The 22,991-nt window shown below is 60.4% G+C and carries 15 protein-coding genes and 1 pseudogene; 7 read left to right on the top strand and 9 right to left on the bottom strand.

Annotated elements, in window-relative coordinates:
* The first annotated feature begins 9 nt into the window (after window positions 1–9).
* The 4 genes from M9924_12660 (at window position 10) to M9924_12645 (ending at window position 7,392) form a co-directional block, all read left to right on the top strand.
* Window positions 10–660: an urea carboxylase-associated family protein gene (locus M9924_12660; GenBank protein MCO5065248.1), complete on the top strand. Its 651-nt coding sequence runs from the start codon at window positions 10–12 to the stop codon at window positions 658–660.
* A gap of 4 nt (window positions 661–664) precedes the next feature.
* Window positions 665–4,201: an urea carboxylase gene (gene uca / locus M9924_12655; GenBank protein ID MCO5065247.1), complete on the top strand. Its 3,537-nt coding sequence runs from the start codon at window positions 665–667 to the stop codon at window positions 4,199–4,201.
* Between the two features lie 265 nt (window positions 4,202–4,466).
* The gene (atzF, locus tag M9924_12650; GenBank protein ID MCO5065246.1) at window positions 4,467–6,275 is read left to right on the top strand and encodes an allophanate hydrolase; all 1,809 of its coding nucleotides are present in this window, start codon (window positions 4,467–4,469) and stop codon (window positions 6,273–6,275) included.
* 205 nt (window positions 6,276–6,480) lie between these two features.
* Window positions 6,481–7,392 (top strand): SH3 domain-containing protein, encoded by a 912-nt coding sequence (locus M9924_12645; GenBank protein ID MCO5065245.1) that lies wholly within the window; start codon window positions 6,481–6,483, stop codon window positions 7,390–7,392.
* A 49-nt stretch (window positions 7,393–7,441) separates the two neighbouring features.
* Here the strand turns inward: M9924_12645 and M9924_12640 are convergent, their stop codons facing one another.
* From M9924_12640 to M9924_12625, 4 genes are all read right to left on the bottom strand, one after another.
* Window positions 7,442–9,589 carry an HAD-IIB family hydrolase gene (locus M9924_12640; GenBank protein MCO5065244.1) on the bottom strand — a complete coding sequence of 716 codons (2,148 nt, stop codon included), beginning with the start codon at window positions 9,587–9,589 and terminating at the stop codon, window positions 7,442–7,444.
* 143 nt (window positions 9,590–9,732) lie between these two features.
* A complete protein-coding gene (locus M9924_12635) occupies window positions 9,733–11,997 on the bottom strand; it encodes a xanthine dehydrogenase family protein molybdopterin-binding subunit (protein MCO5065243.1) in 2,265 nt (754 codons plus the stop codon).
* Window positions 11,987–13,045, bottom strand: coding sequence for a xanthine dehydrogenase family protein subunit M (locus M9924_12630; GenBank protein MCO5065242.1), 1,059 nt, complete (start codon window positions 13,043–13,045; stop codon window positions 11,987–11,989). The genes M9924_12635 and M9924_12630 overlap by 11 nt, the downstream gene beginning before the upstream one ends.
* Window positions 13,042–13,569, bottom strand: a complete 528-nt coding sequence (locus M9924_12625; protein ID MCO5065241.1) for a (2Fe-2S)-binding protein — start codon at window positions 13,567–13,569, stop codon at window positions 13,042–13,044. Before M9924_12625 ends, M9924_12630 begins: the two co-directional genes overlap by 4 nt.
* Before the next feature lie 187 nt (window positions 13,570–13,756).
* On the opposite strand from M9924_12625, the gene M9924_12620 reads away from it, so the two are divergent.
* On the top strand, window positions 13,757–14,350 hold the full coding sequence (locus M9924_12620) for a TetR/AcrR family transcriptional regulator (GenBank protein MCO5065240.1): 594 nt from the start codon (window positions 13,757–13,759) through the stop codon (window positions 14,348–14,350).
* A gap of 304 nt (window positions 14,351–14,654) precedes the next feature.
* On the opposite strand, the gene M9924_12615 is transcribed toward M9924_12620, so the two are convergent.
* Complete coding sequence (locus M9924_12615) at window positions 14,655–16,157, bottom strand: arylsulfatase (GenBank protein ID MCO5065239.1); 1,503 nt, start codon at window positions 16,155–16,157, stop codon at window positions 14,655–14,657.
* 262 nt (window positions 16,158–16,419) lie between these two features.
* Here M9924_12615 and M9924_12610 point away from each other — a divergent pair, with 262 nt between their 5' ends.
* A complete protein-coding gene (locus M9924_12610; protein ID MCO5065238.1) occupies window positions 16,420–17,304 on the top strand; it encodes a helix-turn-helix domain-containing protein in 885 nt (294 codons plus the stop codon).
* Here the strand turns inward: M9924_12610 and M9924_12605 are convergent.
* From M9924_12605 to M9924_12590, 4 genes are all read right to left on the bottom strand, one after another.
* Complete coding sequence (locus M9924_12605; GenBank protein MCO5065237.1) at window positions 17,301–18,083, bottom strand: ATP-binding cassette domain-containing protein; 783 nt, start codon at window positions 18,081–18,083, stop codon at window positions 17,301–17,303. The genes M9924_12610 and M9924_12605 overlap by 4 nt on opposite strands.
* Window positions 18,080–18,985: an ABC transporter permease gene (locus tag M9924_12600; protein MCO5065236.1), complete on the bottom strand. Its 906-nt coding sequence runs from the start codon at window positions 18,983–18,985 to the stop codon at window positions 18,080–18,082. Before M9924_12600 ends, M9924_12605 begins: the two co-directional genes overlap by 4 nt.
* Window positions 18,986–18,996: 11 nt before the next feature.
* Window positions 18,997–20,061 carry a putative urea ABC transporter substrate-binding protein gene (locus M9924_12595; protein ID MCO5065235.1) on the bottom strand — a complete coding sequence of 355 codons (1,065 nt, stop codon included), beginning with the start codon at window positions 20,059–20,061 and terminating at the stop codon, window positions 18,997–18,999.
* A gap of 301 nt (window positions 20,062–20,362) precedes the next feature.
* Window positions 20,363–20,590, bottom strand: a complete 228-nt coding sequence (locus M9924_12590) for a hypothetical protein (GenBank protein MCO5065234.1) — start codon at window positions 20,588–20,590, stop codon at window positions 20,363–20,365.
* A 79-nt stretch (window positions 20,591–20,669) separates the two neighbouring features.
* Between M9924_12590 and M9924_12585 the strand changes: the two are divergent.
* Window positions 20,670–22,373: pseudogene (locus M9924_12585) on the top strand (adenylate/guanylate cyclase domain-containing protein).
* Window positions 22,374–22,991: the final 618 nt, after the last annotated feature.

The raw sequence follows: 22,991 nt of genomic DNA, 5'->3' as shown, positions 1-22,991 counted from the left end.
ACCACCGACATGACGCCATTCATCCAGACCGATGAAACCCGCACGCTGGAAAACGCGGTGCACATTCATCACATCCCCGCCGAGCGACCCTTTTCCTCGATCATCCGCAAAGGCCAGACGGTCCGCATCGAAGACAGCTACGGCCAGCAGGCCATCGACACGCTGTTCTACAGCGCCGACGACCATTCGGAGCGCTATTCCAATCAGGAAACGATGCGTGCGCAGAACGGAGCATACATATCGACGGGCACGAAAATCATGTCGAGCGAAGGGCGTGTGATGCTGTCCATGACCGCCGACAGTTGCGGACGTCACGACACCTCCGCCGGAGCCTGTTCATGCGAGAGCAATACGGTGCGCTTCGGGCAGGAGACTCGATACCAGCATGCGTGCCGCGACAACTTCGTCGCCGAACTGTCGAAGCACGGCATGGACAAGCGCGACATCGCGCCGAACATCAACTTCTTCATGAATGTGCCGATCTCCTCCAAAGGTGAAATGACCATCGTCGACGGCATTTCCTCGCCCGGCGACTATGTCGAGCTGAAAGCCGAGATGGACGTGCTGCTGGTCATTTCCAACTGCCCGCAGATCAACAATCCCTGCAATGGCTTCGACCCCACTCCGATCCGCGTGCTGGTCTGGGACGGCGAGGCCTAGAAGCATGTTCCAGAAGGTCCTCGTCGCAAATCGCGGCGAAATAGCCGTCAGGATAATCAGGACGCTCGACCGGATGGGCATAGCTTCGGTTGCGGTCTATTCCGACGCCGACCGGTTTGCCATGGCGACGCGGCTTGCGCGCGAGTCCGTCCGCCTGGGGCCGTCACCCGCGACTGAGAGCTATCTCGACATCGAGGCGGTCATCGCCGCCTGCAAGGCGACTGGGGCGCAGGCGGTGCACCCGGGCTACGGCTTCCTGTCGGAAAACACCCGCTTCGTGGAGCGGCTCCGGCAGGAAGGCATTGTCTTCATCGGCCCCACGCAAAGCAACATTGCGGATTTCGGCTTGAAGCACACGGCCCGCGAACTGGCGAGAACATGCGGCGTCCCCCTGCTTCCCGGTTCGGACCTGATCGACGGCATCGAAGGCGCGCTCGCAGCTGCGCGCCGCATCGGCTTTCCTGTCATGCTCAAATCAACCGCCGGCGGCGGCGGAATAGGCATGCAGCTAAGCGCCGACGAGGGCGCACTTCGAACCGCCTTCGAAGGTGTGCAGCGCACGGCGAAGGCCAGCTTCGGCGACGCGCGCGTCTATCTGGAGCGCTTCGTTGCGGGAGCGCGTCATGTCGAGGTGCAGATATTCGGCAATGGCAAGGGCCGCGTCATCGCGCTCGGCGAGCGTGACTGTACACTGCAACGCCGCAACCAGAAGGTGCTTGAAGAAACGCCCGCCCCCGGCCTTTCGGACGCGGTTCGCGCGCGGTTGCGCGAGGCGGCCGTCGCGCTCGGCCAAGAGGTGCGATATGAATCGGCGGGCACCGTGGAATTCATCTACGATCCGGCGCTGGAAGAGTCCTATTTCCTTGAAGTGAACACCCGCCTCCAGGTCGAGCATCCCGTGACTGAAGCAGTGCTCGGCATCGATCTTGTCGAGTGGATGATCCGCCAGGCAGCGGGCGAGGATGTGCTGTCAGGCAAAGGGGACATGACGCCAAGCGGCGCTGCCATGGAAGCGCGCATCTATGCCGAAATGCCCCATGCCGGTTTTCGTCCGAGCGCCGGGCTGCTCACCGAAGTGGCCTTTCCCGACGACGTGCGCGTCGATGGCTGGATCGAGACGGGCACGGAAGTCACGGCCTTCTACGATCCGATGCTCGCAAAGGTCATCGTGCACGGCGAAACGCGGGCCGAAGCCATTTCGGCCCTGAAGGCCGCGCTGGCGAACGTGTCGATCTTCGGCATCGAGACCAATCTTGAATATCTCCGGGAGATCGCTGGTTCAGAGCTTCTCTCGGGTTCGGATATCAGCACCGCCGCGCTTGCCTATTTTCCGTTCGAGCCGGACCTTGTCGAAGTGATCGTGCCCGGCGCCCAATCGAGCCTTCAGGAACTGCCGGGGCGTCTCGGCCTGTGGCATGTCGGCGTTCCGCCGAGCGGACCGATGGACGAACGTTCGTTTCGGCACGCAAACAGGCTGGTCGGAAACCACGACACCACCGCCGCGCTGGAGTTGACCGTCGCAGGCCCTCAGCTGCGGTTTTTCTCAAGCGCCACGATAGCGCTGAGCGGCGCGCGCATGCCCATGACGCTGGACGGCGAGCGGGTCGACCACAGCGCCGCAATCGCAGTGAAACCCGGCCAGATCCTCTCTATCGGCTCCATCGAGGGGGCGGGACAGCGATCCTATCTGGCGGTGCATGGCGGCTTCGACGCGCCGGTCGTTCTGGATTCGCGCGCCACCTTCGGTCCTGGACAGTTCGGCGGCAACGCCACCGGCCCACTGCGCTCCGGTCATGTGCTGCGCCTTGCCCGCGCGACACAGGCGGACGCGCAGGAGCCGCTTGCGCCTGCCGCGTTGAGCCGCGAATGGTCGATAGGCGTGGTCTACGGTCCGCATGGCGCACCCGATTTCTTCCTCGACGAGGACATCGAGACGCTGTTTTCTGCACCCTACGAGGTGCATTTCAATTCCGACCGCACGGGTGTTCGCCTGATCGGCCCGTCGCCGAAATGGGCGCGCGCGGATGGGGGCGAGGCGGGCCTTCATCCCTCCAACCTGCACGACAACGCCTACGCCATCGGCTCAATCGATTTCACCGGCGATATGCCCATCATTCTCGGACCCGACGGGCCATCGCTCGGCGGCTTTGTCTGTCCGGCGGTGATCGCCGCCGACGAGCAATGGAAGATGGGCCAACTGAAGCCCGGCGACAAAATACAATTCTTACCGGTCGAGCGCGCGCAGGACCCGATTGCAGGCCCGACAGTCAAGCTGCGCGGCGCGAATGCCGGATCGCCCATCGTGGGCCTGCGGGAGGACACGGACACGCCAGTCGTCTATCGTCGTCAGGGTGACAACAATCTGCTGGTCGAATACGGCCCGATGCGGCTCGACATCGGGCTCAGGCTGCGGGCGCATCTGCTGATGCAGGCCCTGCTGGAAGCCCGTCTGCCGGGCGTCATCGACCTGACGCCCGGCATTCGCTCCCTCCAGATCCACTATGACGGCGAGCAGCTGACGCGCATGCGGCTGCTGGGCCTGCTTGGCGAACTGGAAGACGGCATGCCCTCCATCGATTCGGTCAGCGTTCCGAGCCGCACTGTCTGGCTGCCGCTTTCCTGGGATGACCCGGCTGCGCGGCTCGCCATGCGGAAATATCAGGAACTGGTGCGCCCGAATGCGCCATGGTGTCCGTCGAACATCGAGTTCATTCGCCGCATCAACGGGCTGGCCGACGAACAGGCGTTGAAGGACATGATCTTCAGCGCATCCTACCTCGTCATGGGCCTGGGCGATGTCTATCTTGGCGCTCCGGTGGCGACGCCGCTCGATCCCCGCCATCGCCTCGTCACCACGAAGTACAATCCGGCGCGCACATGGACGCCGGAAAATGCCGTCGGCATCGGCGGGGCGTATATGTGCATCTACGGGATGGAAGGCCCCGGCGGCTACCAGCTTTTCGGTCGCACGATCCAGATGTGGAACACCTGGCGGCAGACCCAGGTCTTTGCACGCGATAAGCCCTGGCTGCTCGATTTCTTCGACCAGATACGCTTCTTTCCGGTGTCGAGCGCCGAACTGTCGGAAGCCCGCGCGGCCTTTCCTCACGGGGAATATCCGGTTCGCATCGACGATGGCATATTTTCGTTTGCCGCCTATCAGGCGGAACTGGCGCGAAACGACATGGAGATACGTGCGTTCAAGACCGCCCAGCAGCAAGCATATGAGGCCGAGCGCCTGTACTGGAAGGAACATGGCCTCGACAGGTTCACGGTCGAGGAACAATCTATGGACGGCCTTGTGGCCGGGATACCGGAGGGATGCTTCGGCGTGGAAAGCGCCGTTCCGGGCAATGTCTGGAAAGTGCTTGTCGAAACCGGACAGGCCGTCGCCGCGGGCGAAACGCTCGCCATCATCGAATCGATGAAAATGGAAATCCCCGTCACCGCCCATGCGCCGGGCCGCATCCGCGACATGCGCGCATCCCCGGGCCGAAGCATCAAGGCCGGTGACATACTGGCCGTACTGGAGACCGTCTAGGGTCAGGACCTATTGATTTGAACGAAATGGCACCTGAAACGGCAAGAAGATGCAAGGAGAAGCGCGAAGGTCGATGGGGTTCCATCGTCCGAGCGGTTCGACGCGGCAGCTTGCAGCCGTTTCGGTGTCCTTCGGATGTGGTCCATCCAGCCCGCAACTTCGTCGCAAGGACCTTGAAAATGCCCACATTTCCTTCGTCCTTGCTCCTCGTATCGGACCGGATGGCCTCACACCATTTCGTCCAAATCAACAGGTCCTGACCCTTATGCTACCCGACTTCCTCGATCTCGCCACGCTCAGGTCAGCCTATGCCTCGGGCATGACTCCGCTAGACCTCGTCAACGAGGTGCTGGACCGCATCGAGAATTGCGACGATCCGGCGGTGTTCATCAGCAGGACGCCTGAGGACCAGTTGCGTACCGCAGCCTTCGAACTGATGGCGTCCCATCCGGAACCGAACAGCCTCCCGCTTTGGGGCGTGCCCTTTGCGGTCAAGGACAATATCGACGTCGCGGGGATTGCGACCACCGCCGCTTGCCCCGCCTTTGCATATGTCCCTGAAAAGGATGCCACGGCCGTCGCGCGGCTGAAGGCGGCGGGCGCGCTCGTCATCGGTAAGACCAATCTCGACCAGTTCGCCACAGGGCTCAACGGCACGCGCTCGCCATACGGCGCTCCGCGTTCGGTGTTCGACAAGGCCTATGTATCCGGAGGCTCGTCGTCCGGCTCGGCGGTCGCGGTCGCCGCCGGCATTGTGAGTTTCGCGCTCGGCACCGATACGGCAGGCTCGGGCCGCGTGCCTGCTGCCTTTAACAACATCGTCGGCATCAAACCGACGCCCGGCCTTGTGCCCAATGTCGGTGTCGTGCCCGCATGCCGGTCGGTGGACGTGGTGACAGTGATGGCGGGAACCGTTGGCGACGGCATTGCGGTTCGCCGCATCATGGACGGCTACGGGGCCGCCGATCCCTATTCCAAAGTCGCCGCCCCGGTGCGGTTGCCCGCGTCTGGTCTGCGCGTCGGCGTGCTCCACGGTGCAGAGCGCGAGTTTTACGGCAATGCGGCCTTCGAGGCGCTCTATGACGCTGCGATTGAGCGGGCGAAGGCGCTTGGCGCGCAGATCGTTCCGTTTGACTACGCGCCGTTCCGGCAGGCGGCGGAACTGCTCTACAACGGTCCGTGGGTGGCGGAAAGGCTGGCCGCGGTGAAGGATTTCATCGCGACCAATGCCGACGATTTCGACCCGACCGTGCGGCAGATCATCGAGGGTGCGCGCGCTTATGATGCCGTCGACGCCTTCGAGGGCCAATACAGGCTGGAAGCTTTGCGACAGCGGACGCTGGGCGAATGGAAAAAGGTGGACGTGCTGATGCTGCCCACCTCCCCCACCACCTACACGGTGGAGGAGATGCGCGCCGACCCGATCGTCAGGAACGGCCATTTCGGACGTTACACCAACTTCGCCAACCTGTTCGGCTATGCGGCGATTGCCGTGCCTGCCGGGTTCACCGAAGGCGGCCACCTCCCCGCCGGGGTGACGTTCTTTGGCCCGGCCTTTTCCGATGACGCGCTGGCGACGTTTGCCGATGCCATGCACAGGTCGCTCGCTCCCGGCATGGGCAAGGACCGGGCAGCCGCGCTGCCGCTCGAATCGGCGGTTGCAGAACCGGATGACGGGCTGGTCGAAATCGTCGTGGTCGGCGCGCATCTGACCGGCATGCCCCTGAACCGCGAACTAACCGAACGGGGCGGCAAGCTCGTCAAAGCCTGTCGCACGGCTGCCGACTATCGGCTCTATGCGCTGGCGAACACCGTACCCGCCAAGCCGGGTCTTGTCCGCGATCCTTCCTTTGCCGGTCCCGGCCTCGCCGTTGAAGTGTGGAAGCTTTCGCCGGAAGCCTTCGGCCTGTTCGTGCAGGCCATTCCCGCACCGCTCGGCATTGGAAAGATCACGCTTGAGGACGGAACTCAGGCCAGCGGCTTCCTGTGCGAGCGCCACGCCATCGGCGACGCGCAAGAGATAACGTATCTGGGCGGATGGAGAGCCTTTGTCCAGTCCGCGATGAAAGCCTGATCGATTAGCGGATTGCATTTGCTGTCGAAGCGCCTGCTTCACCTGCAACAAGCTGTTCCTCTTCGCGTTGTGAAGCATTCAAAGATGCTTCAAACCGCAAATTTTTCTCATGTATCGATCAGATTTGTCATTGGACGAGTAAACTGTTTTGTGGCGCATCGGGCATTCAAGGCGGTTGGCGGATCGTGAACGGGAGGACACGCAAATGCGGAAAATAGCCTATTTGCTGCTGATCTGGACCTTTGCGACCCTCGCGCACGCCGATGAAATCGACGTACAGCGAGTGCGCTTTCCGGCTGGCCAGACAGGCACAACAATCGAAGCAGCGATCAAGGGATACTCGATCAAGGACTATATTCTCGGCGCAAACGCCGGGCAGCGCATGACCGTCAGCATGAAAACCAGCAACGGGGCCAGCTATTTCAACGTTCTTCCAGCCAATAGCGAAACCGCGATTTTTGTCGGCTCGACCAGCGGCAACAATTTCGAAGGCGTCCTGCCTGCGAACGGCGACTATCGAATCCGCGTATATCTCATGCGGAGCGCCGCACGGCGCAACGAGACCGCCAAATACACGCTTTCCATCGCGATACATGGTGGCAGCGCACAAAATCCGGCACCGGCGAACCCCGACTATGCGGACGGCCTTTCAGGCGGGCCGGACTTCTGGCAGGTCAGCGGCGTTCCAGCCAACGATGCGCTCAACATCCGCAGCGGCCCGTCGGCAAGCAGCCGGATTCTGATCAGTGTGCCGAATGGCACGGTGTTCAGAAATCTCGGCTGCAAGATGGCGGGCGGCCAGCGATGGTGTCAGTTGCAGCAACCGGATCGCGGTGTACGCGGATGGGCCGCCGGGCGCTATCTGCGCGAGGCGGCCGCGCCGGCAACTCCCAGGCCGCCGGCAGCTTCCAATGGCGCGAATGTGGATCAAAAAGCCTGTCTGCAGGCGGTCGCCAAGGTCACGAGCAATGACGTGACGGTCCTGAGCTACGAATTTTCAGAAGCAAACAGCGAGGTCATCATCGGCGTGGGTCCGAACCGCGCCCGTTGGCGATGCCTGGTATCGCGTGGCCGGGTGGCGGACGTGATGTCATTGACGGATGAAGGCGCACTGTAGTCGGCCGCGCTGCCTGCTCGACGACCGCTAGACGGGATTCAATGCCGCGTCATTTCGATGACGGCATTTGCGCAGGTTGTGCGGCAATCAATCCGTAATGTGCCAATCCATCGAGAATTCCCGCCGCCGAGTGCAGCGTGGAGAAATACGTATTGGAATCCTCTCGAAGCGCTTCAAGTTCGCCGCTGTGGTTTCCGACCACGGTTGCCTTGACCAGCCCGCTCAGCATGTCCAGGTCGTTGCCGGAATCGCCTGCGGTAAAAATACTGCCAAGATCAATATTCCATTGCGCGGCGAGGAACCGCAGCGCATGACCTTTGGAAGCCCTGACCGGCACAACGTCGACACAGTAATTGCGCGAGACGATGACACGCGCCTGCAACTTGTTCTTGCGAAGGACGCTTTTGATTTCAGCGGCCGTCGAAGCGCCTGCTCCCTCGCAATAGTAACTGATCTTGTAGTGCGACTGGGCTTCGTCCTCCTGCGGCCGAAGTTGCGATAGCTTTGCGAGGACTTCTCGCACATCCTGCGGCTTCCAGCGGAATTTAAGGTGTCTGTTCCACATGCTGTTGGGCACGAGATTTCCGAAGTTGGTATGGATCTCGGTACCAACGGAGGTAATCAGAAATTGCGGTTCGATCACCGACCATGATTTCAGTGTTTCCATCGCATCGGAAAGGTTGCGGCCCGTCGAAATTCCAAATGTGATGTCATCTCTTTCCTCAACGAATCTGTTGAAGCGGTGCACGGCGCGCCGGTTGCCGGTAAGCGTATCGTCGATGTCGCAGATCAGCAGCTTCGTAATTTTTGAAAGCGGCTTGGGCTGCGCACTGCGGACGACTGGCGTCGCCTGGGCTTTGACGATCTCGCGCACCGCTGGCAGGTAACGATCCAAATGGCTTTTCCAGCTCAGCTTCGCGCGGCTGGCGACCTTGCCGCTCTTCGCCATACGATTCCATCGCGATCGATCCGTGACCAGTTTGCGAATGCGACGGGCAGTTTCACCGAAACGATCGGGGTTGACGAAGATTCCATTGTTGCAGATCTCGACGATATCCGACATGCCGCCCGCACCTGAAGTGACCACAGGCAAGCCGGCGGCCGCAGCTTCAACAAGCGTCAGTCCGAAATTCTCATGGCGTGACAAACCAAGCAAAGCGCCTCCGGTTTTGCTCGCATAGTGGAAAAGCGCAGCCGCAACCTCGGGCGGGTTGCGCTTGGGGTATGCGATGCTGCCGTAGAGGTCATGGCGGTCGACCAGATAGAGCACCTCCTGGAGCAATTTCCTTTGAGGCGCCTCGAATTCCCGAATGTCGTCGCGGGCACCGAGAAACAGAACCAGATTGCACAGCTCCCGCAATTCCTCCGCCGCAAATGTCTCGATCGCGGCCAGAATATTCTTTTGCGGGTCGGGCCTCGCCAACATGATCAAGGCGGGCTTATCCGGATCGTTGAGAAATCGGCCCAACGTGTGGTTGAGTTCCCGGACGGCGGGCTTTTTCGGCTCGGCACCGAATTTCTCGATATCGCAGCCCGGCGGGTTCACCATGATTCGATTCGGGTCGAAATGGTCATAAAGCTTGTATTGTTCGTGTTCCTCGTTCTTGCTGCTCGCCACGAGCAGAGCGGCATTCTCGATGGTCTCTTCCTCGGCCTCGATGCGTGCATCGAGAGCAAACGCTTCATTTGCCTTGCCGCGCTTCATTCCACGCGCCATGAGGTTCGCAAGTTTGAAGCGGCCCAATGAATGGCCGGTGAAGACAACCGGGATTCCCAGAACCTTGCTAAGCCTGACAGCGACGAGTCCTGCATCGGCATAGTGCGCATGCAGCACATCGGGAAGCTCGGCCTGCTCGCGGATCATGGTCAACGCCCCATCGACGAACTCGGTCAGATGCGGCCACAACAACTCCTTGCGGATATACCGCGCCGGTCCGCACGGGATCCGCCGGATCGTAACCTTCGGAGAGAGCATTTCGGTGTCGCGCGCATAGTCAGGCGAAATGCGCGCATCGGCGATCTTGCGCGTCAAAAGATCGACTTTTCGTATGCTGGGATGGGCATCCATCGCTTCAACCAGATCGAGCACATATCGCACCTGCCCGCCTGTATCGATATCTGTGCCGACCTCGGGATTGGTTGCCCGCAAAAGCCCGTGAATTGATATGTGCATGACATAAAGCTGATTGTCGGCCAAAGGCCCCGGTGCCTCCTGTATGTGTTAGGATGCAAGTTTCATATTGGGTGCAGCTCCGATATGAAAGGCCCCGCATTCGAAAACCGTGCGGCTGGCGAACATTTGCGGTTCGCCAGCCTTTGCCAGCTACGGCCGGAAGCGATTCAGTTTGTGTTCGAACCGACGAGAATATCCTCGAGGCGGATCGGAAAACGCCTGACGCGGACACCGGTCGCATGCCATACGGCGTTGGCGATTGCACCCACCGTTCCTGTGATGCCGATCTCGCCTACACCTTTGACGCCGAGCGCGTTTATATGTGGATCGTCTTCCGGGACCATGATCGCCTCAAGCGAAGGTATGTCGGCATTCACCGGCACGTGATATTCGGCGAGGTCCGCGTTCATGATCCTGCCGGTGCGCCGGTCGACGATCGCCTCTTCGTGCAACGCGAAGGAAACACCCCAGATCATTCCGCCGAAATACTGGCTGCGCACGAGGTGAGGATTTATGATGCGTCCCGCCGCGAAGGCGCCGACCACTCTGGTCGCACGTATCTGCCCGAGATCCGGATCCACCTTGACCTCCGCGAAAACTGCGCCGTGCGAAAACAGGGCATGCGCTTCTGCCGTTGCCGGATCGCGTGCCGCCTTGGCGGAACCGATGACGTTTTCGAGCTTTGCACGGGCGAGTATGTCGGCGTAGCTTTCGCTGCGCGTCTCGTCGTCACGTCGATGCAAGTGCCCGCTGCGCGGCACGACGCCAATATTGCCCGCACCGTAAAGCGGCGAAGCCGGGTGTGAGGTCGCCAGTTCCGCCAATCTCGAAATCGCATCCCGCCCGGCATGGTGGATGGCAAGCCCGGCACTGGCGGTATGGCCTGACCCTCCGGCAATGCCGCCATCCGGCAAGGTGGAAATACCCGAATGAAGCTCAACCTTGTCCGGGTGGAGACCAAGCGTTTCGGCGGCGATCTGCGCGAGCGCGGTCCACGCGCCCTGGCCCATATCCGCCCCGGCGGTTTCCACCAGCGCGGTGCCGTCCGCGCGCAACGTAGCGCGCGCCTCGGCCGGAAAATGAGGACACGGGAAAACCGCCGTGCCCATGCCCCAACCCACCAGAAACCCGTTCTCGTCACGCATGCTGCGCGGCTCCATCGGACGACTGGACCACCCGAAACGTCGCGCGCCATCCTCGTAGCATTCGCGCAATGACTTGGAGGAATAGGGCTTGCCGCTGCCGGGTTCGCGCTCAGCGTAGTTGGCAAGCCGGAAAGCCAGCGGGTCCATCCGACAGGCCTCAGCGGCCTCGTCAATCGCAACCTCAAGCGCTGCGGAACCGGATGCTTCTCCTGGCGCGCGCATGGGGCCGGGCGTTCCGACATCGAGCCGCAAGCCTTCATGCTCGACCAGAATATTGGGACTGTCATACAGCGGAAGCGACGCGTTGGCGGCAGGCTCGATGAATTCGTCGAAGCTCGAAGTCTCCGCAAGCGCACGATGATGCAGCGCCGAGAGGCGACCGTTGCTGAGCGTGCCTATGCGGATTTTCTGCCACGTATGGCCCCGATGTCCCACGGGCCCGTACATTTGAGCGCGGGTCAGCACCAGCTTCACCGGACGCTGAAGCATGCGCGCCGCGATGATCGCCAGAATCTGGGGGCCGTTGAGGATGGCCTTGGAGCCGAAGCCGCCGCCCAGGAAGGGCGAACGGATGACGACATTTTCCGGAGCTATCCCGAAATAGGCCGCATAGGCCGCGCAACTCAGGGCCAACGCCTGATTGGGCATGTCGAGCGTGACCTTGTCGCCATCCCATTCGGCCACGACCGCATGCGGTTCCATTGCATTGTGGTACTGCGCGGGCGTGACGTACTCCGCCTCCGTGATGTTCTTTGCCGCCGAGAACCCGGCCTCAATATCGCCATGCGCGGTGCGCGGCGGCGCTCCAATGCCGATTGCCGGCGGGTTGAATTGTTCTCCGCTATCCCGTCCCGTTCGGGCGGTTTCGACATCGTATCGCGGGTTAAGCAGCGCCGCGCCTTCAGTCGCGGCTTCCAGCGATTCCGCTACCACCAGCGCGATCGGCTGATTGGCGTAACGCACGCGGTCGTCCTGCAATACCTCGATGCGGAAGCCGAAAGGCGGCATCTTGTCATTGGGATCGTGCGCGAGCGCCGGGCGATTTGCAGAAGTGATCACTTCAACGACGCCGGGATGGGCCTTTGCGGCGTCAACGTCAAGAAACGCCACGCGTCCCCGTGCAATGCTGCTTACCGCCGTGACCGCATAGAGCATCCCCTTCGGATGATTGTCCGCGGCATAGGTCGCCGCGCCGGTCACCTTCAGCACACCGTCGCGACGCGTCAGCGGCTGCCCGGAGTTCGATCCGTAGCGTGCTGATGATTGTGGCATGGTTTCAAGCGACATGTCTTGCTCCTGAATGTGTGGAGAAGGGCGAAGCCGGAAGTGCAGGCATGGTGTCCGGCGTGCCTTCCAATGCAAGGTTCAGCGCCCGCACGACGATGCGGCGCGCGAGTTCGATCTTGAAGGCGTTGTCTCCTGAAGGTCGCGCCTCGGCCAAGGCAGCCTCCGCTGCCGTTTCGAACGCGGCGGCAGATGCCGTCACGCCTTCGAGAACGGCTTCGGCCTGGCGCGCGCGCCATGGCTTTGCGGCGACGCCACCAAGCGCTATGCGCGCTTCACGGATCGTATCTCCTTCGAGCCTCAGTGCAGCGGCAGCCGAAACGACGGCGAATGCATAAGACGTCCGTTCGCGCAGCTTCAGGTAGCGGGCATTGGCCGAAAAGGCAGTTGCTTCGGAGGGAAGCGTCAACGCCGTCATCAATTCGCCAGGCGACAGCGTGTTCTCCTGTTCCGGCGTGTTTCCGGGAAGCGCGTGCAATGCGTCGAGCGGAATGCTGCGCGCACCGTGCGGTCCTTCCACCTCCACGACCGCGTCAAATGCGGCGAGCGGAACGCAGAAATCGGATGAATGCGTCGCAATGCAGTGATCACTCCACCCGAGCACGGCGTGCAGGCGGTTCTCGCCTCCTCTCGCGTCGCAGCCGGAGCCCGGCGCGCGTCGGTTGCATGCGCTCGCGAGATCGTGGAAATAGGCGCAGCGCGTGCGCTGCATGAGGTTGCCGCCGACGGTCGCGGCATTGCGCAACTGGGCGGATGCGCCGGAAAGCAGGGCCTCGGCGACCGAAGGAAACGACCTCGAAAAGCGTTTGTCATAGGCAAGATCGGCATTGCGAACCAGCGCACCGATGCGCACGCTGCCGTCGTCGCGCCATTCGATCTTGTCGAGACCCGGCAATTTCGAGATGTCGATAACCCGCTCCGGTCGCGAAACGCCAAGCTTCATGAGGTCGAGAAGATTCGTTCCGGCTGCGAGGTAGACGGAACCGGGTATGGTTGCGGCGGCAATCGCCTCGGTCACGCTTTGGGGACGGATATAGTCGAACCTGTTCATGCCGCATCCCTCCCCTTGCCGGATTCGTTCGGCCTGTTTTCGTTCTGTTTGTCGGCGATCGCCTTCTGCGCCTCCAGCACCGCTTCCGTGATGCCCTGATAGGCGCCGCACCGGCAGATATTGCCGCTCATGAGTTCGCGGACGCGTTCGGGATCGGCGCCCGCATGCGCCTCCCGAAGAAGGCCGATTGCGCTCATGATCTGGCCCGGCGTGCAGTAGCCGCACTGGAAGCCGTCATGGGCGATGAATGCCGCCTGCACGGGATGCAGCGTACCGCCTTCAGCGATACCTTCGATCGTGGTGATCTCGGAACCGTCGGCACTGGCCGCAAGCGTCAGGCAGGCGTTGATGCGACGACCGTCCATAAGCACGGTGCAGGCGCCGCACTGGCCCCGGTCGCAACCCTTCTTGGTGCCGGTCATCTGAAGCCTCTCACGCAACAGGTCGAGCAGCGTGACCCGATTATCATCGAGCACAATGTTGTGGGGCCGACCATTGATGACGAGGCTGATGGAGAGTGACATGATGTACTCCATGCAGTGTTTGTGATGTAAGGTTGAGATGTCGAGCAGCGGTTGCGCGGAACTGAATGCCACCGCTCCGTAGGTCCGTTCAGGAATGCGTGCCTTTTGTGCGTTTTCCCGATCCGTACCTATTTATACGGAGGATGCCTCCGTTTATCAAGAGGCCACAGGTGATATTCTGAAGGAAATGGTGTCCGGGATCGAAAAGACAAGTCGAAAGCCGCGTTCGGATTCTGTCCGCAACCGTGAAAAACTGCTGGATGCCGCGACACGGATCTTCAGCGCGGGCGGCTCACAGGCCAGTCTTGAAGCTGTCGCGCGCGAGGCAGGCGTCGGCATCGGAACGCTCTATCGCCATTTTCCGACCCGCGAATCCCTGTTCGAGGCAGTGTATCGTCACGAGGTCGATCATCTGAGCGAACTGGCGGCAGAGCTCGCCCGGGAGGCCGATCCCGTGGACGCCCTGCGAAGGTGGCTGCACGCAAACGTGCGGCTTGTCGCGACCAAGAAAGGCATGATTTCCGCACTTCAGGAGGCGGCTCAGGCATCGAACGAACTGAGAGCCTATTCGCTCGAAAGGCTGACCGACGCCATCGGCCTGCTGCTCGGGCGCGGTATCGCTTCGGGCGAATTGCGGGACGACATTTCGCCGGACGAGTTGCTGCGCACGCTTCTCGGCATCTTCTATTCGCAAGGCCCCGCCGACTGGCAGCCAGGGGCATTGCGGCTGGTGGATGTGTTCGTTGACGGCCTCAGGACGCGCCAGGTCATGGACTCATAAATGCGTTTGAAATGGCGCCTGAAACGGCAAGAAGCTGCGAGGAGAAGCGCGAAGGGCGATGGGGTTCCATCGTCCGAGCGGTTCGACGCGGCGGCTTGCAGCCGTTTCGGCGTCCTTCGGATGTGGTCCATCGGTCCGGCTGCTTTGTCGGAAAGACTTGAAAATGAACCACATTTCCTGCGTCTATCCTCCGCGCATCCGAACCGATGGCCTCACACCATTTCAATCGGATTTATGAGTTCATGACCTAGAGCGTAAGAGGGCGTAACAACCGGCAGATCAGTCAGCCCCGGTTCGGAAACGATCAGTCACCTCCATTGAAAAGGACTGACGGATCGCCGGTCACGGGCAGTGTGTAATATGTCAGCTTGATCGCCTCCATCAGCAGCAATGGCGGCGCCATTTCCTTGGCCAGTTCTTCGGCGCGCATGCGCAGACCGGCCGCCTTGTCCGGGTGTTCACCCAGCAGATTCTTCGTCTCGGAGGGATCGGCAGTGACGTTGAACAGCTCTTGCTGTTGCGGGAGCGCGGCTTTCCAGACCAGCTTCCAATCACCCTGCCGGATGCCGGCCGACATCGGATCGACGTTATAGACGATTTCCTTGCGCGGAGATGGCTTGCCCTCGGCAAACACCGGCCAGATATCCATGCCGTCGAGCGGCTTCGCTTTCGACGTGTTCGCACCCGCGACGGCAGCGAGCGTCGGGTACATGTCGACGACATGCATCGGCTCATTCAATGAGCCCGGCTTGATCCTGCCGGGCCAATTGGCCAAAGCCACCACGCGAGTGCCTCCTTCATAGAGAGTGCCCTTGCCGCTGCGAAAAGGCCCATTGCTGGCAGGAAGTCCGCCCGAAACCTTTGTATCTCCGGCGAACAGGGAATCTCTGGTGCCCCCATTGTCGGAATGAAAGATGACAAGGGTGTTGTCCCTCATGCCGCGCTCCTCAAGCGCCGCCAGAACCTTGCCGATCGCTTCATCCATCACGGTGACCATCGCTGCATAGGCCCGGCGGTTCTCGTCGGCTATGTCCGCATATTGGTCGAGATATTCCTGCGGCGCCTGGAACGGCGTGTGAGGGGCCGTGAAGGCCAGGTAAAGGAAGAGCGGATTCGAAATGTCATGGTCGCGCACGACGCGCGCCGCCTCGTTTCCGAAGAGCACATTGTCGAAGCCCTCTTCGACGAGGGGTGCATTGTCTCGATACCAGTCCGGCACGCCATGCGATGAGTGCTTGAAATGGTCGATCTCGCCCACCAGCGGGCCATAGAAATAGTCAAAGCCGCGCTGCCGTGGCCAATATTCCGCGTTGGCGTGTCCAAGGTGCCATTTGCCGACCAGCGCCGTCCCATAACCGGCGTCTTTCAACGCCTGCGGCAGGAGGTATTCGTCAGTGGCCAGCCCATATGTTCCCGCGCCGGGAATCACGCCTGTCTGCAAGCCGTAGCGCAGCGGGTAGCGGCCCGTCATCAGGGCCGCACGTGTCGGCGTGCACATCGGCTGCGTGTAGAATTGCTCCAGCGTCGCGCCATCCCTGGCAAGGTCGTCGAGAACTGGCGTCCTGATGTCGGACCCGCGAAACCCTGCATCGGCCCACCCCAGATCGTCTGCAAGGATGTAGACAATATTCGGTTTGGGAGCGTCCGCCGCATGCGCCTCGCCAAGAAGCGCCGCCAGAACAGAAGAACCGGCCAGCAGACGCGCAGATTGCGCTATCCCGATTGCGCTGCCCCCGAGCAGCACCTCGCGGCGGCTTATTGAGTTGGCCGAGGGTGAAGCAGGTCGCGGTCTGTTGGTGTTTGGCATGCGTCTCTCCCGTAAGCGAATGTGCCATATTCGTCGACGAATGCCGGCCGAGTCGAGGCGGATCGAAGGTACCTTAAAACAGGGAATCCCAAGATGATCGGCGTCATGGACTCTCCCGCGCAACGGCTGGATTTGTATTGGATTTCGCTTATCGTGCTATCCGTTTTGCGCAAAACGGTTCCGGGCTATGAATAGTCTCGCTTCCCCTCCCCTCTCCCAGACAGTCGAGCTTGTTCCGGAAGAGCTTGGGAGTGCGGCGTCCATGACGGCGCTTGAGGTGGATGTTCTGTCGAGCAGCGGCGGCCTGTCCCGAATTCACAAGACCCAGTCGGCAGGAGGCTGGGCCTTCGACACCACCCGGTTGAACAGCCATGTTCGCGCGCGCGGCGCGTTCGCCAAAGGTCATATCGTGCTGCTCACGGTCGCTCAGGGTGGAGAAGCCGATATCTGCGGCGTTCCGCTCGAAAATGGCGTGATCCTGATGTTGCCGGTCGGAGCGGAGATAACGGCATGCATCCGCGGCAAAGTTATCTATTCGGCCTCGGTCCTGCGCGCCGACATTTGGGCTGAAATCTTCGAGACCGCAACCGGGCAACCCGGCGAGACGGTATTGAGCCAACCACGAGCAAGGCGAGAGGGACCTGAAGACGGTTGCGCGATTGCCACGTCCTTGATGACGGCACAGCAAAGCTTCGAAGGTGCGGACAGGCACTATGATGAGATGCCCGGGTCCTATCTCGACTACCTTGGTGCTGTCGCATTGAAAATTGCAGATACCGACAGTTTCGGGCGATATCTGAATCGGTCATTGCGCCAAAGATTGAAACAAGCCAGGCAGGGCGAAGATATAATACGCGAAAATCTGAACCGACCCCTGCCCGTCATGAGCATCTGCCGCACGATGGGTGTCAGCCGCAGGCAGCTTGAATATGCTTTTCACACAGCCTTTGGAGTTGGCCCAAGAGAATACACGCACCTTCTGCGCCTGAACGAGAGCAGACGACAGCTAAGGCAGGCGCGCACGAAATCAGGCACCGTGACCGAAATAGCGATGGGGGTTGGCGTGACCCACCTTGGCCGGTTTGCAGAGAGCTATCGTTTTCTGTTTGGAGAAACGCCAATTCAAACCCTGCGCGGGGGCCGCTAGGGCCGGGCTGGGCCGACCATCGCGGCCACTTTGGCCTCTTCCTGTCGAGACGCCCGCAGCTTTCGATCGAGCTTCAGATCGTAGGTTATCGTCGCGCCGTAGGCGGACGGGAATTGCGGATCATGGCGCACCTTGTCGAAAACCAGAACCCGCGTGCCGAGCTTGAAGGCTTCGCCGATGTCATGCGTGACCATCACCACCGTCATGCCGTGCTCGGTCCAGATCTCGTTGAGCAGCCCGTGCATTTCGACGCGAATACCGGGGTCGAGAGCACCGAACGGTTCGTCCAACAGCAGAATCTTCGGTCGTCCGAGCAAGGTCTGCGCGATTGCGAGCCGCTGCTGCATCCCGCCCGAAAGCGACGCAGGATAAAGATTGCGCGCGTGAACCAGACCGACGCGCTCCAGCATCGCTTCGGCCTCTTGCAGGGCAGCCTTGCGCTTCCCTCCAAAGACGCGACCGGACGCTCCCCCTGAACGAAAATCCTCAACCAGAAGGAGATTCTGCAACGTGGTGAGATGCGGAAACACCGAATAGCGTTGAAAGACGATGCCGCGTTCGGGCGTAGGTTCCGGCACGATCGGGCTGTCACCGATGACGACCACGCCGCTGCTCGCCTGATCCTGCCCAAGAAGGATGCGCAGGAAGGTGGATTTTCCGCAGCCGCTTGCGCCCACCAGCGATAGGAATTCCCCGCGCTCCGCAACGAGATTGACGCGCTCGAGGACCCGCACGTCGCCGAAGCTCTTTTCGAGGCCATGAACGACGATGCGGCTCATTTGGCCTCCTGCGGGTGTGCCCAGGGGAACAACGCATGCGACAGCCGGACGAGGAGCCAGTCGGTTACGACGGCAAGCAGCGTGATCCATGCCACGTAGGGCAGGATAATATCCATCGACAGATAGCGGCGGACCAGAAAGATTCGATATCCCAGCCCTTCTGTGGAGGCTATCGCTTCGGCGGCGATCAGGAACAGCCAGGCCGGCCCAAGCGCCAGCCGCACGCAGGTGATCAGCCGCGGCATGATCTGCGGCAGGATCAGCCTCAGAACCATCGTCCAGCTGTTGCCGCCAAGAGTCTGCGCCTTGGCGACAAGCTCCGGGGGAACCTCCATAACGCGACTGGCGACGTCACGCACCATGACCGGCGCAACGCCGACGGCGATCAGCGTGATCTTTGCGGCCTCGCCAAGACCAAGAACGATAAAGAGGATCGGCAGGAGCGCCAAGGGCGGGATGACGCATACAACCGTGACGAAAGGTGCAAGCAAGGCACGCACACGCGGAATGAAGCCGATCGCGATGCCGAGGCAGAGCGCGATCAGGGTCGCGATCCCCACCCCTGCGAACAGGCGCAGCAAGCTCGCATAAGTGTCTACCCACAGGACCAGATCGCCGGACCTCTTGTCGGGAACCGTAGCGAGATCGAAAAAGGCGGACCACATCTGTTCGGGCGACGGCAGCAGCTTGTCATTGGGATTGACCGCGAGCCGTCGCGCCGAAGCAATGACATAGGCTATGCCCACCGCCACGAAAGGCAGCGCTCCAAGGACAAGAGCGGCTCCTTTCGTCGGCTTCAGGTTTATCAGGCGGAGCCGGACCTTCGTCGGGGTCCGGACTTGCTGTGGAATGGGATCGGCTTCGGCAGAAGAGCCTGCGACGCCGACCTTGCCCGACGACATTGTGCCGGGTCTCAAAGCGATCCGGCCGCAGCTTCCGCCATGAAGGCCGGATCAAAGCGCAGCTTGACATTGGCGGTGTCGCCCAGCGTCGAACCGTCCGCAAAGCTCATGCCGATGAAATCGACGCTCGGGGCGTTGGCGCCAAGAATGCCATGACTGAAGAGAAAGTTGCGCACATGGTCCATGGTCTTCGGCAGTTCGGCGCCCTTGGCGAACTCGACCGCTTTGGCCGGTTCGAAGAACATCGCGGTCGACGCAAGCTGTGCGTCGAAACCGGCAAGGTCCGTACCGGATGCCTTGGCCATTTCCTCCTTTGCCGCCTGGCCCTCCGGTGTACCAGATGCCATCAGGGCCATCGTCTCATACCAGGCGCCGACCAACGCCTTGCCGAGTTCCGGATTGTCCTTCAGCGTAGCGGTGTTCACCACCATCATGTCGATGATTTCGCCCGGAATTTGCGAGGAATCGAACACTTTGTTGGCGCCGGGCATGGCTAGGATTTCCGATACGAGCGGGTTCCAGGTCACCACCGAGGTGACGTCGGCCGTTCCGTAGGCGGCGACCATGTCCGCGTCGGAGGTATTGACGACGGTGATATCCTTTTCGGCCAGCCCCACCGTATCGAGTGCACGGGCCAGCAGGTAGTGAGAGACTGAAAGTTCGACCAGATTGACCTTCTGCCCGGCTATATCCTTCAGTTCGGTCTTGTCCTTCAGGATCACGGCGTCATTGCCGTTTGAGAAGTCCCCAATAATCAACGCGGTCGTATCGACGCCACCGCCAGCCGGGATAGACAGCGCGTCCATATTGGTCATGGAACACCCGTCGAACCCTCCGGCCGTATACTGGTTTATCGACTCGACATAGTCGTTGATGCGCGTGATCTCGACATTGATCCCATATTTATCGGCCCACTTCTTCATGATCCCGCTGTCCGAGAGATAGCCCCACGGCATCCAGCCGACATAGATCGACCAGCATATCTTGAAATCCTTCTTGGCTTGAGCCTGTGCCGTCGTCAGGGGCGCAAGGGCAAGGAAAGCAGTGAGAAACGTGACGGCCAGTTTGCGAAGCATGTTTTACCCCTCGGTTTCGTCCGGATCGCGTCCGAATGTCCTGTTGGAGTCCGCGCAGCGCAAAACCGGGAGAGGTTCGCGCCAGCAAACCCGTGCAGTCTTCTCCCGGGATTTTGGCCCGCCGTGTTCCGCCTTACGCGTCAACGCATAAGCTGCGGTTGCGTCTCTCGGACCAGCACCGCCACGTCGACAACATGACCTTCTCCGGAAACTTCCCGGATCATGTTGCGGCGGCCGGAACCCTAGACGCTCTGCACGTCCTCAACGAAGCAAGGACTGTGCCAAGCACGGCAGATTCCGCTCACGCCCGATTCTCGGGGCTTTCGAGCGGCCCTTGAAAACCGGCGAGAGCAAGAATGGTAAAAAAGTCATCTGAACGCCGAAAAAAGAGGCACATTCCGTCGCGCGGCTGCAAAGGCACGGTAAATCCATGTGAAACGGCAAGATGTCTGGTGGAATTTGCAGTCTGGAGCGAACCTGTCTCAGAAAAAGCACAGGGATTGCTGCGGAAAGACTTGCCACCGCTCATGCCGTTGCACCTTGTGCGGAACACGAGTCGCCTTCACTATGACCTCTTGCTCCAGTTCTGCTCGTAGGACGTAATTGGCATGCCGCTTCAAGCCATCCGACGCCGTCTCGCAGCTGTCGTCGTCGTGGACATGGTCGGTTTCTCTCGCCTGATGGAAATCGACGAGGCCAGTACCCTTGCCGGATTGAAGCGACTTCAGAGCAGGGCAATTGAGCCGGTCGTCCATCGCAACGGAGGGCGAGTGGTCAAGAATTCCGGCGACGGGTTTCTTATCGAGTTTCCCAGCGCGGTCAATGCAGTCATCGCGGCGCTCGAAATGCAGCGGGAAACGGCGCTTCCTGATATGAATATCATTGAGCACGAGCGATTGCTCTTGCGCATCGGAGTCAACCTTGGCGATGTTGTCGATGAGGGAGATGATGTTCTGGGCGAGGGTGTGAATGTTGCCGCGCGCCTTGAAACGTTAGCCTCGCCCGGCGGAATTTGTATTTCATCAAAAGTCTACGAGGAAATCGCGGGGAAAGTCGCCGCCAGTTTCTTCGATGCAGGATTGAGGAAACTCAAGAACCTCGCAAGGCCCGTGCATGTGTGGCATTGGCCGGACGCTCTGGAAAGCACGTTGCAGCTGCCGGAGAAGCCGTCGATAGCTGTTCTGCCGTTCACATGCACTTCCGGAACCGCGGAAGACGAGGCATTCGTTGATGGATTGACCGACGATCTTATAACGGATCTGTCGCGTTCGACCGAGTTGTTCGTCATCGCTCGGAACTCGGTTTTTGTATATAAAGGCAAAGCAGTCGACATACCTCATGTCGCGCAAAAACTGGGCGTCCGCTACATACTGGAAGGCAGCGCACGGCGTGCTCATGGCAGGCTGCGCATAAACGCACAACTTATCGACGCCGTGCACGGCCAGCATCTGTGGGCAGAACGCTTTGATCGGACTGAGGAAGATGTGTTTTCACTTCAGGACGAAGTGAACGCCAAAATTGTCGAAGCACTGGTCGGAAGGCTGACCACGCCACTTCGACGCAAGCGTCCCAGGAACCTGGAGGCCCACGACCTCTGCCTGCGGGCGCGGGCCTTGACCGAGGAATCTCCGCAAACGGCGCGCGAAGCGTATCTATTGCTCAAGCGGGCGATCGAACTTGAGCCCGGCTATGCTGAAGCTACCGGAATGCTTGCATACAACAGATGGCTTGCCTGGACGCATTTCGGCGAACCGGAGGATCCAAACCGACAACTTGCGGTTCAACTTTCGGAAAAGGCCGTCGAACTGGATCCCAGCGATGCTGGAAACTACTATTTCCTCGGTACGATCCTCGCTTATGAGAGAAGATGGCAAGAGTCGGAGCAGGCGTTTTCAAAGGCTCTCGAATTGGATTCGAACCACGCTGATACGTGGGCGGCCATGTCCGATATTTCCGTACTCAGCGGAAAGATTTCTGAAAGCCTGGAGCAAATCCAAAAGGCAATTCGCCTGAATCCCTATCCTGCTTGCTGGTACTATTGTCATCTGGGACAAGCGCAATACGCTGCTGGAGACTATGAAAAAGCAATCGAAACACTGCGCAGGGAGGACACCTATCGAACGAATTCGAGGAAATTTCTTGCCGCGAGCCTAGCTCAATTGGGAAAGACGGCCGAAGCAAGGCGCGAAGCAGAACTGTTCCTTGTTGCCCATCCTCATTTTTCGATAAGCCACTGGCTTAAATCACAACCGGTCAGAGACGATGCAGTCCGCAATCACATCATCGATGGGTTTCAAAAGGCCAACCTTCCATATGAGGGAAAGGCGCACAGCAATTTTGATGGTGTGAGCGACCTGGGTGCAAGGGTTGCAAGCAGCCCGAACCCAGCGGGAATACCCGACGGTCTATCAATAAAGGTTCTCGGAAATTTTCGCATGGAAAGCGATGGAGCAGAAATCTATCTGCCCCCGTCCAGGATAACGCGAGCACTGTTCGCGTATCTTGCCGTCGTCGACAAACCCGTCCTTCGCGAAAAATTGTGCCAGATGTTCTGGGAGATTCCATATGATCCCAGAGGGTCGCTGCGGTGGAGCCTCAACAAGATCCGCGCGATGCTGGGAGCACATGAGAATTCGCTTTGGACGGACCGCAATTCAGTTCATTTGCGCGTTTGGAAAAGCCTCGACTACGCTCAACTGAAAACGCTTGCCAAAGCCGATCTCAACAAGGTTCCGCTTGATGAACTCAAGCGGGCGGCGGACTCTGTAGAAGGCGGTTTCCTCAAGGATTTGTCCCTTGAGCGTTGCGAGGAATATCAGGCCTGGCGCGACGCGGTGGATGCCGAAGTCGAGGCGATCGAGAGGCGACTGCTTCGAGAATTGGTCGCCCGGCTTCACGCTCAACCAGAGGAGGCCGCTAAATATTCAACG

The organism is Rhizobiaceae bacterium (genome assembly GCA_023953835.1).
GTDB lineage: Bacteria > Pseudomonadota > Alphaproteobacteria > Rhizobiales > Rhizobiaceae > Mesorhizobium_G.
This window is presented reverse-complemented; position numbering and strand designations above follow the sequence as displayed.

Bases quoted from the DNA above. Each gene is read 5' to 3' on its own strand.
- M9924_12605 (MCO5065237.1), bottom strand. From the start codon at position 18,083: ATGAGCCGCATCGTCGTTCATGGCCTCGAAAAGAGCTTCGGCGACGTG.
- M9924_12590 (MCO5065234.1), bottom strand. From the start codon at position 20,590: ATGAGCGGTGGCAAGTCTTTCCGCAGCAATCCCTGTGCTTTTTCTGAG.
- M9924_12630 (MCO5065242.1), bottom strand. From the start codon at position 13,045: ATGAACAGGTTCGACTATATCCGTCCCCAAAGCGTGACCGAGGCGATT.
- atzF (MCO5065246.1), top strand. From the start codon at position 4,467: ATGCTACCCGACTTCCTCGATCTCGCCACGCTCAGGTCAGCCTATGCC.
- M9924_12660 (MCO5065248.1), top strand. From the start codon at position 10: ATGACGCCATTCATCCAGACCGATGAAACCCGCACGCTGGAAAACGCG.
- M9924_12645 (MCO5065245.1), top strand. From the start codon at position 6,481: ATGCGGAAAATAGCCTATTTGCTGCTGATCTGGACCTTTGCGACCCTC.
- M9924_12635 (MCO5065243.1), bottom strand. From the start codon at position 11,997: ATGTCGCTTGAAACCATGCCACAATCATCAGCACGCTACGGATCGAAC.
- M9924_12625 (MCO5065241.1), bottom strand. From the start codon at position 13,569: ATGTCACTCTCCATCAGCCTCGTCATCAATGGTCGGCCCCACAACATT.
- M9924_12600 (MCO5065236.1), bottom strand. From the start codon at position 18,985: ATGTCGTCGGGCAAGGTCGGCGTCGCAGGCTCTTCTGCCGAAGCCGAT.
- uca (MCO5065247.1), top strand. From the start codon at position 665: ATGTTCCAGAAGGTCCTCGTCGCAAATCGCGGCGAAATAGCCGTCAGG.
- M9924_12615 (MCO5065239.1), bottom strand. From the start codon at position 16,157: ATGCCAAACACCAACAGACCGCGACCTGCTTCACCCTCGGCCAACTCA.
- M9924_12620 (MCO5065240.1), top strand. From the start codon at position 13,757: ATGGTGTCCGGGATCGAAAAGACAAGTCGAAAGCCGCGTTCGGATTCT.
- M9924_12610 (MCO5065238.1), top strand. From the start codon at position 16,420: ATGACGGCGCTTGAGGTGGATGTTCTGTCGAGCAGCGGCGGCCTGTCC.
- M9924_12595 (MCO5065235.1), bottom strand. From the start codon at position 20,061: ATGCTTCGCAAACTGGCCGTCACGTTTCTCACTGCTTTCCTTGCCCTT.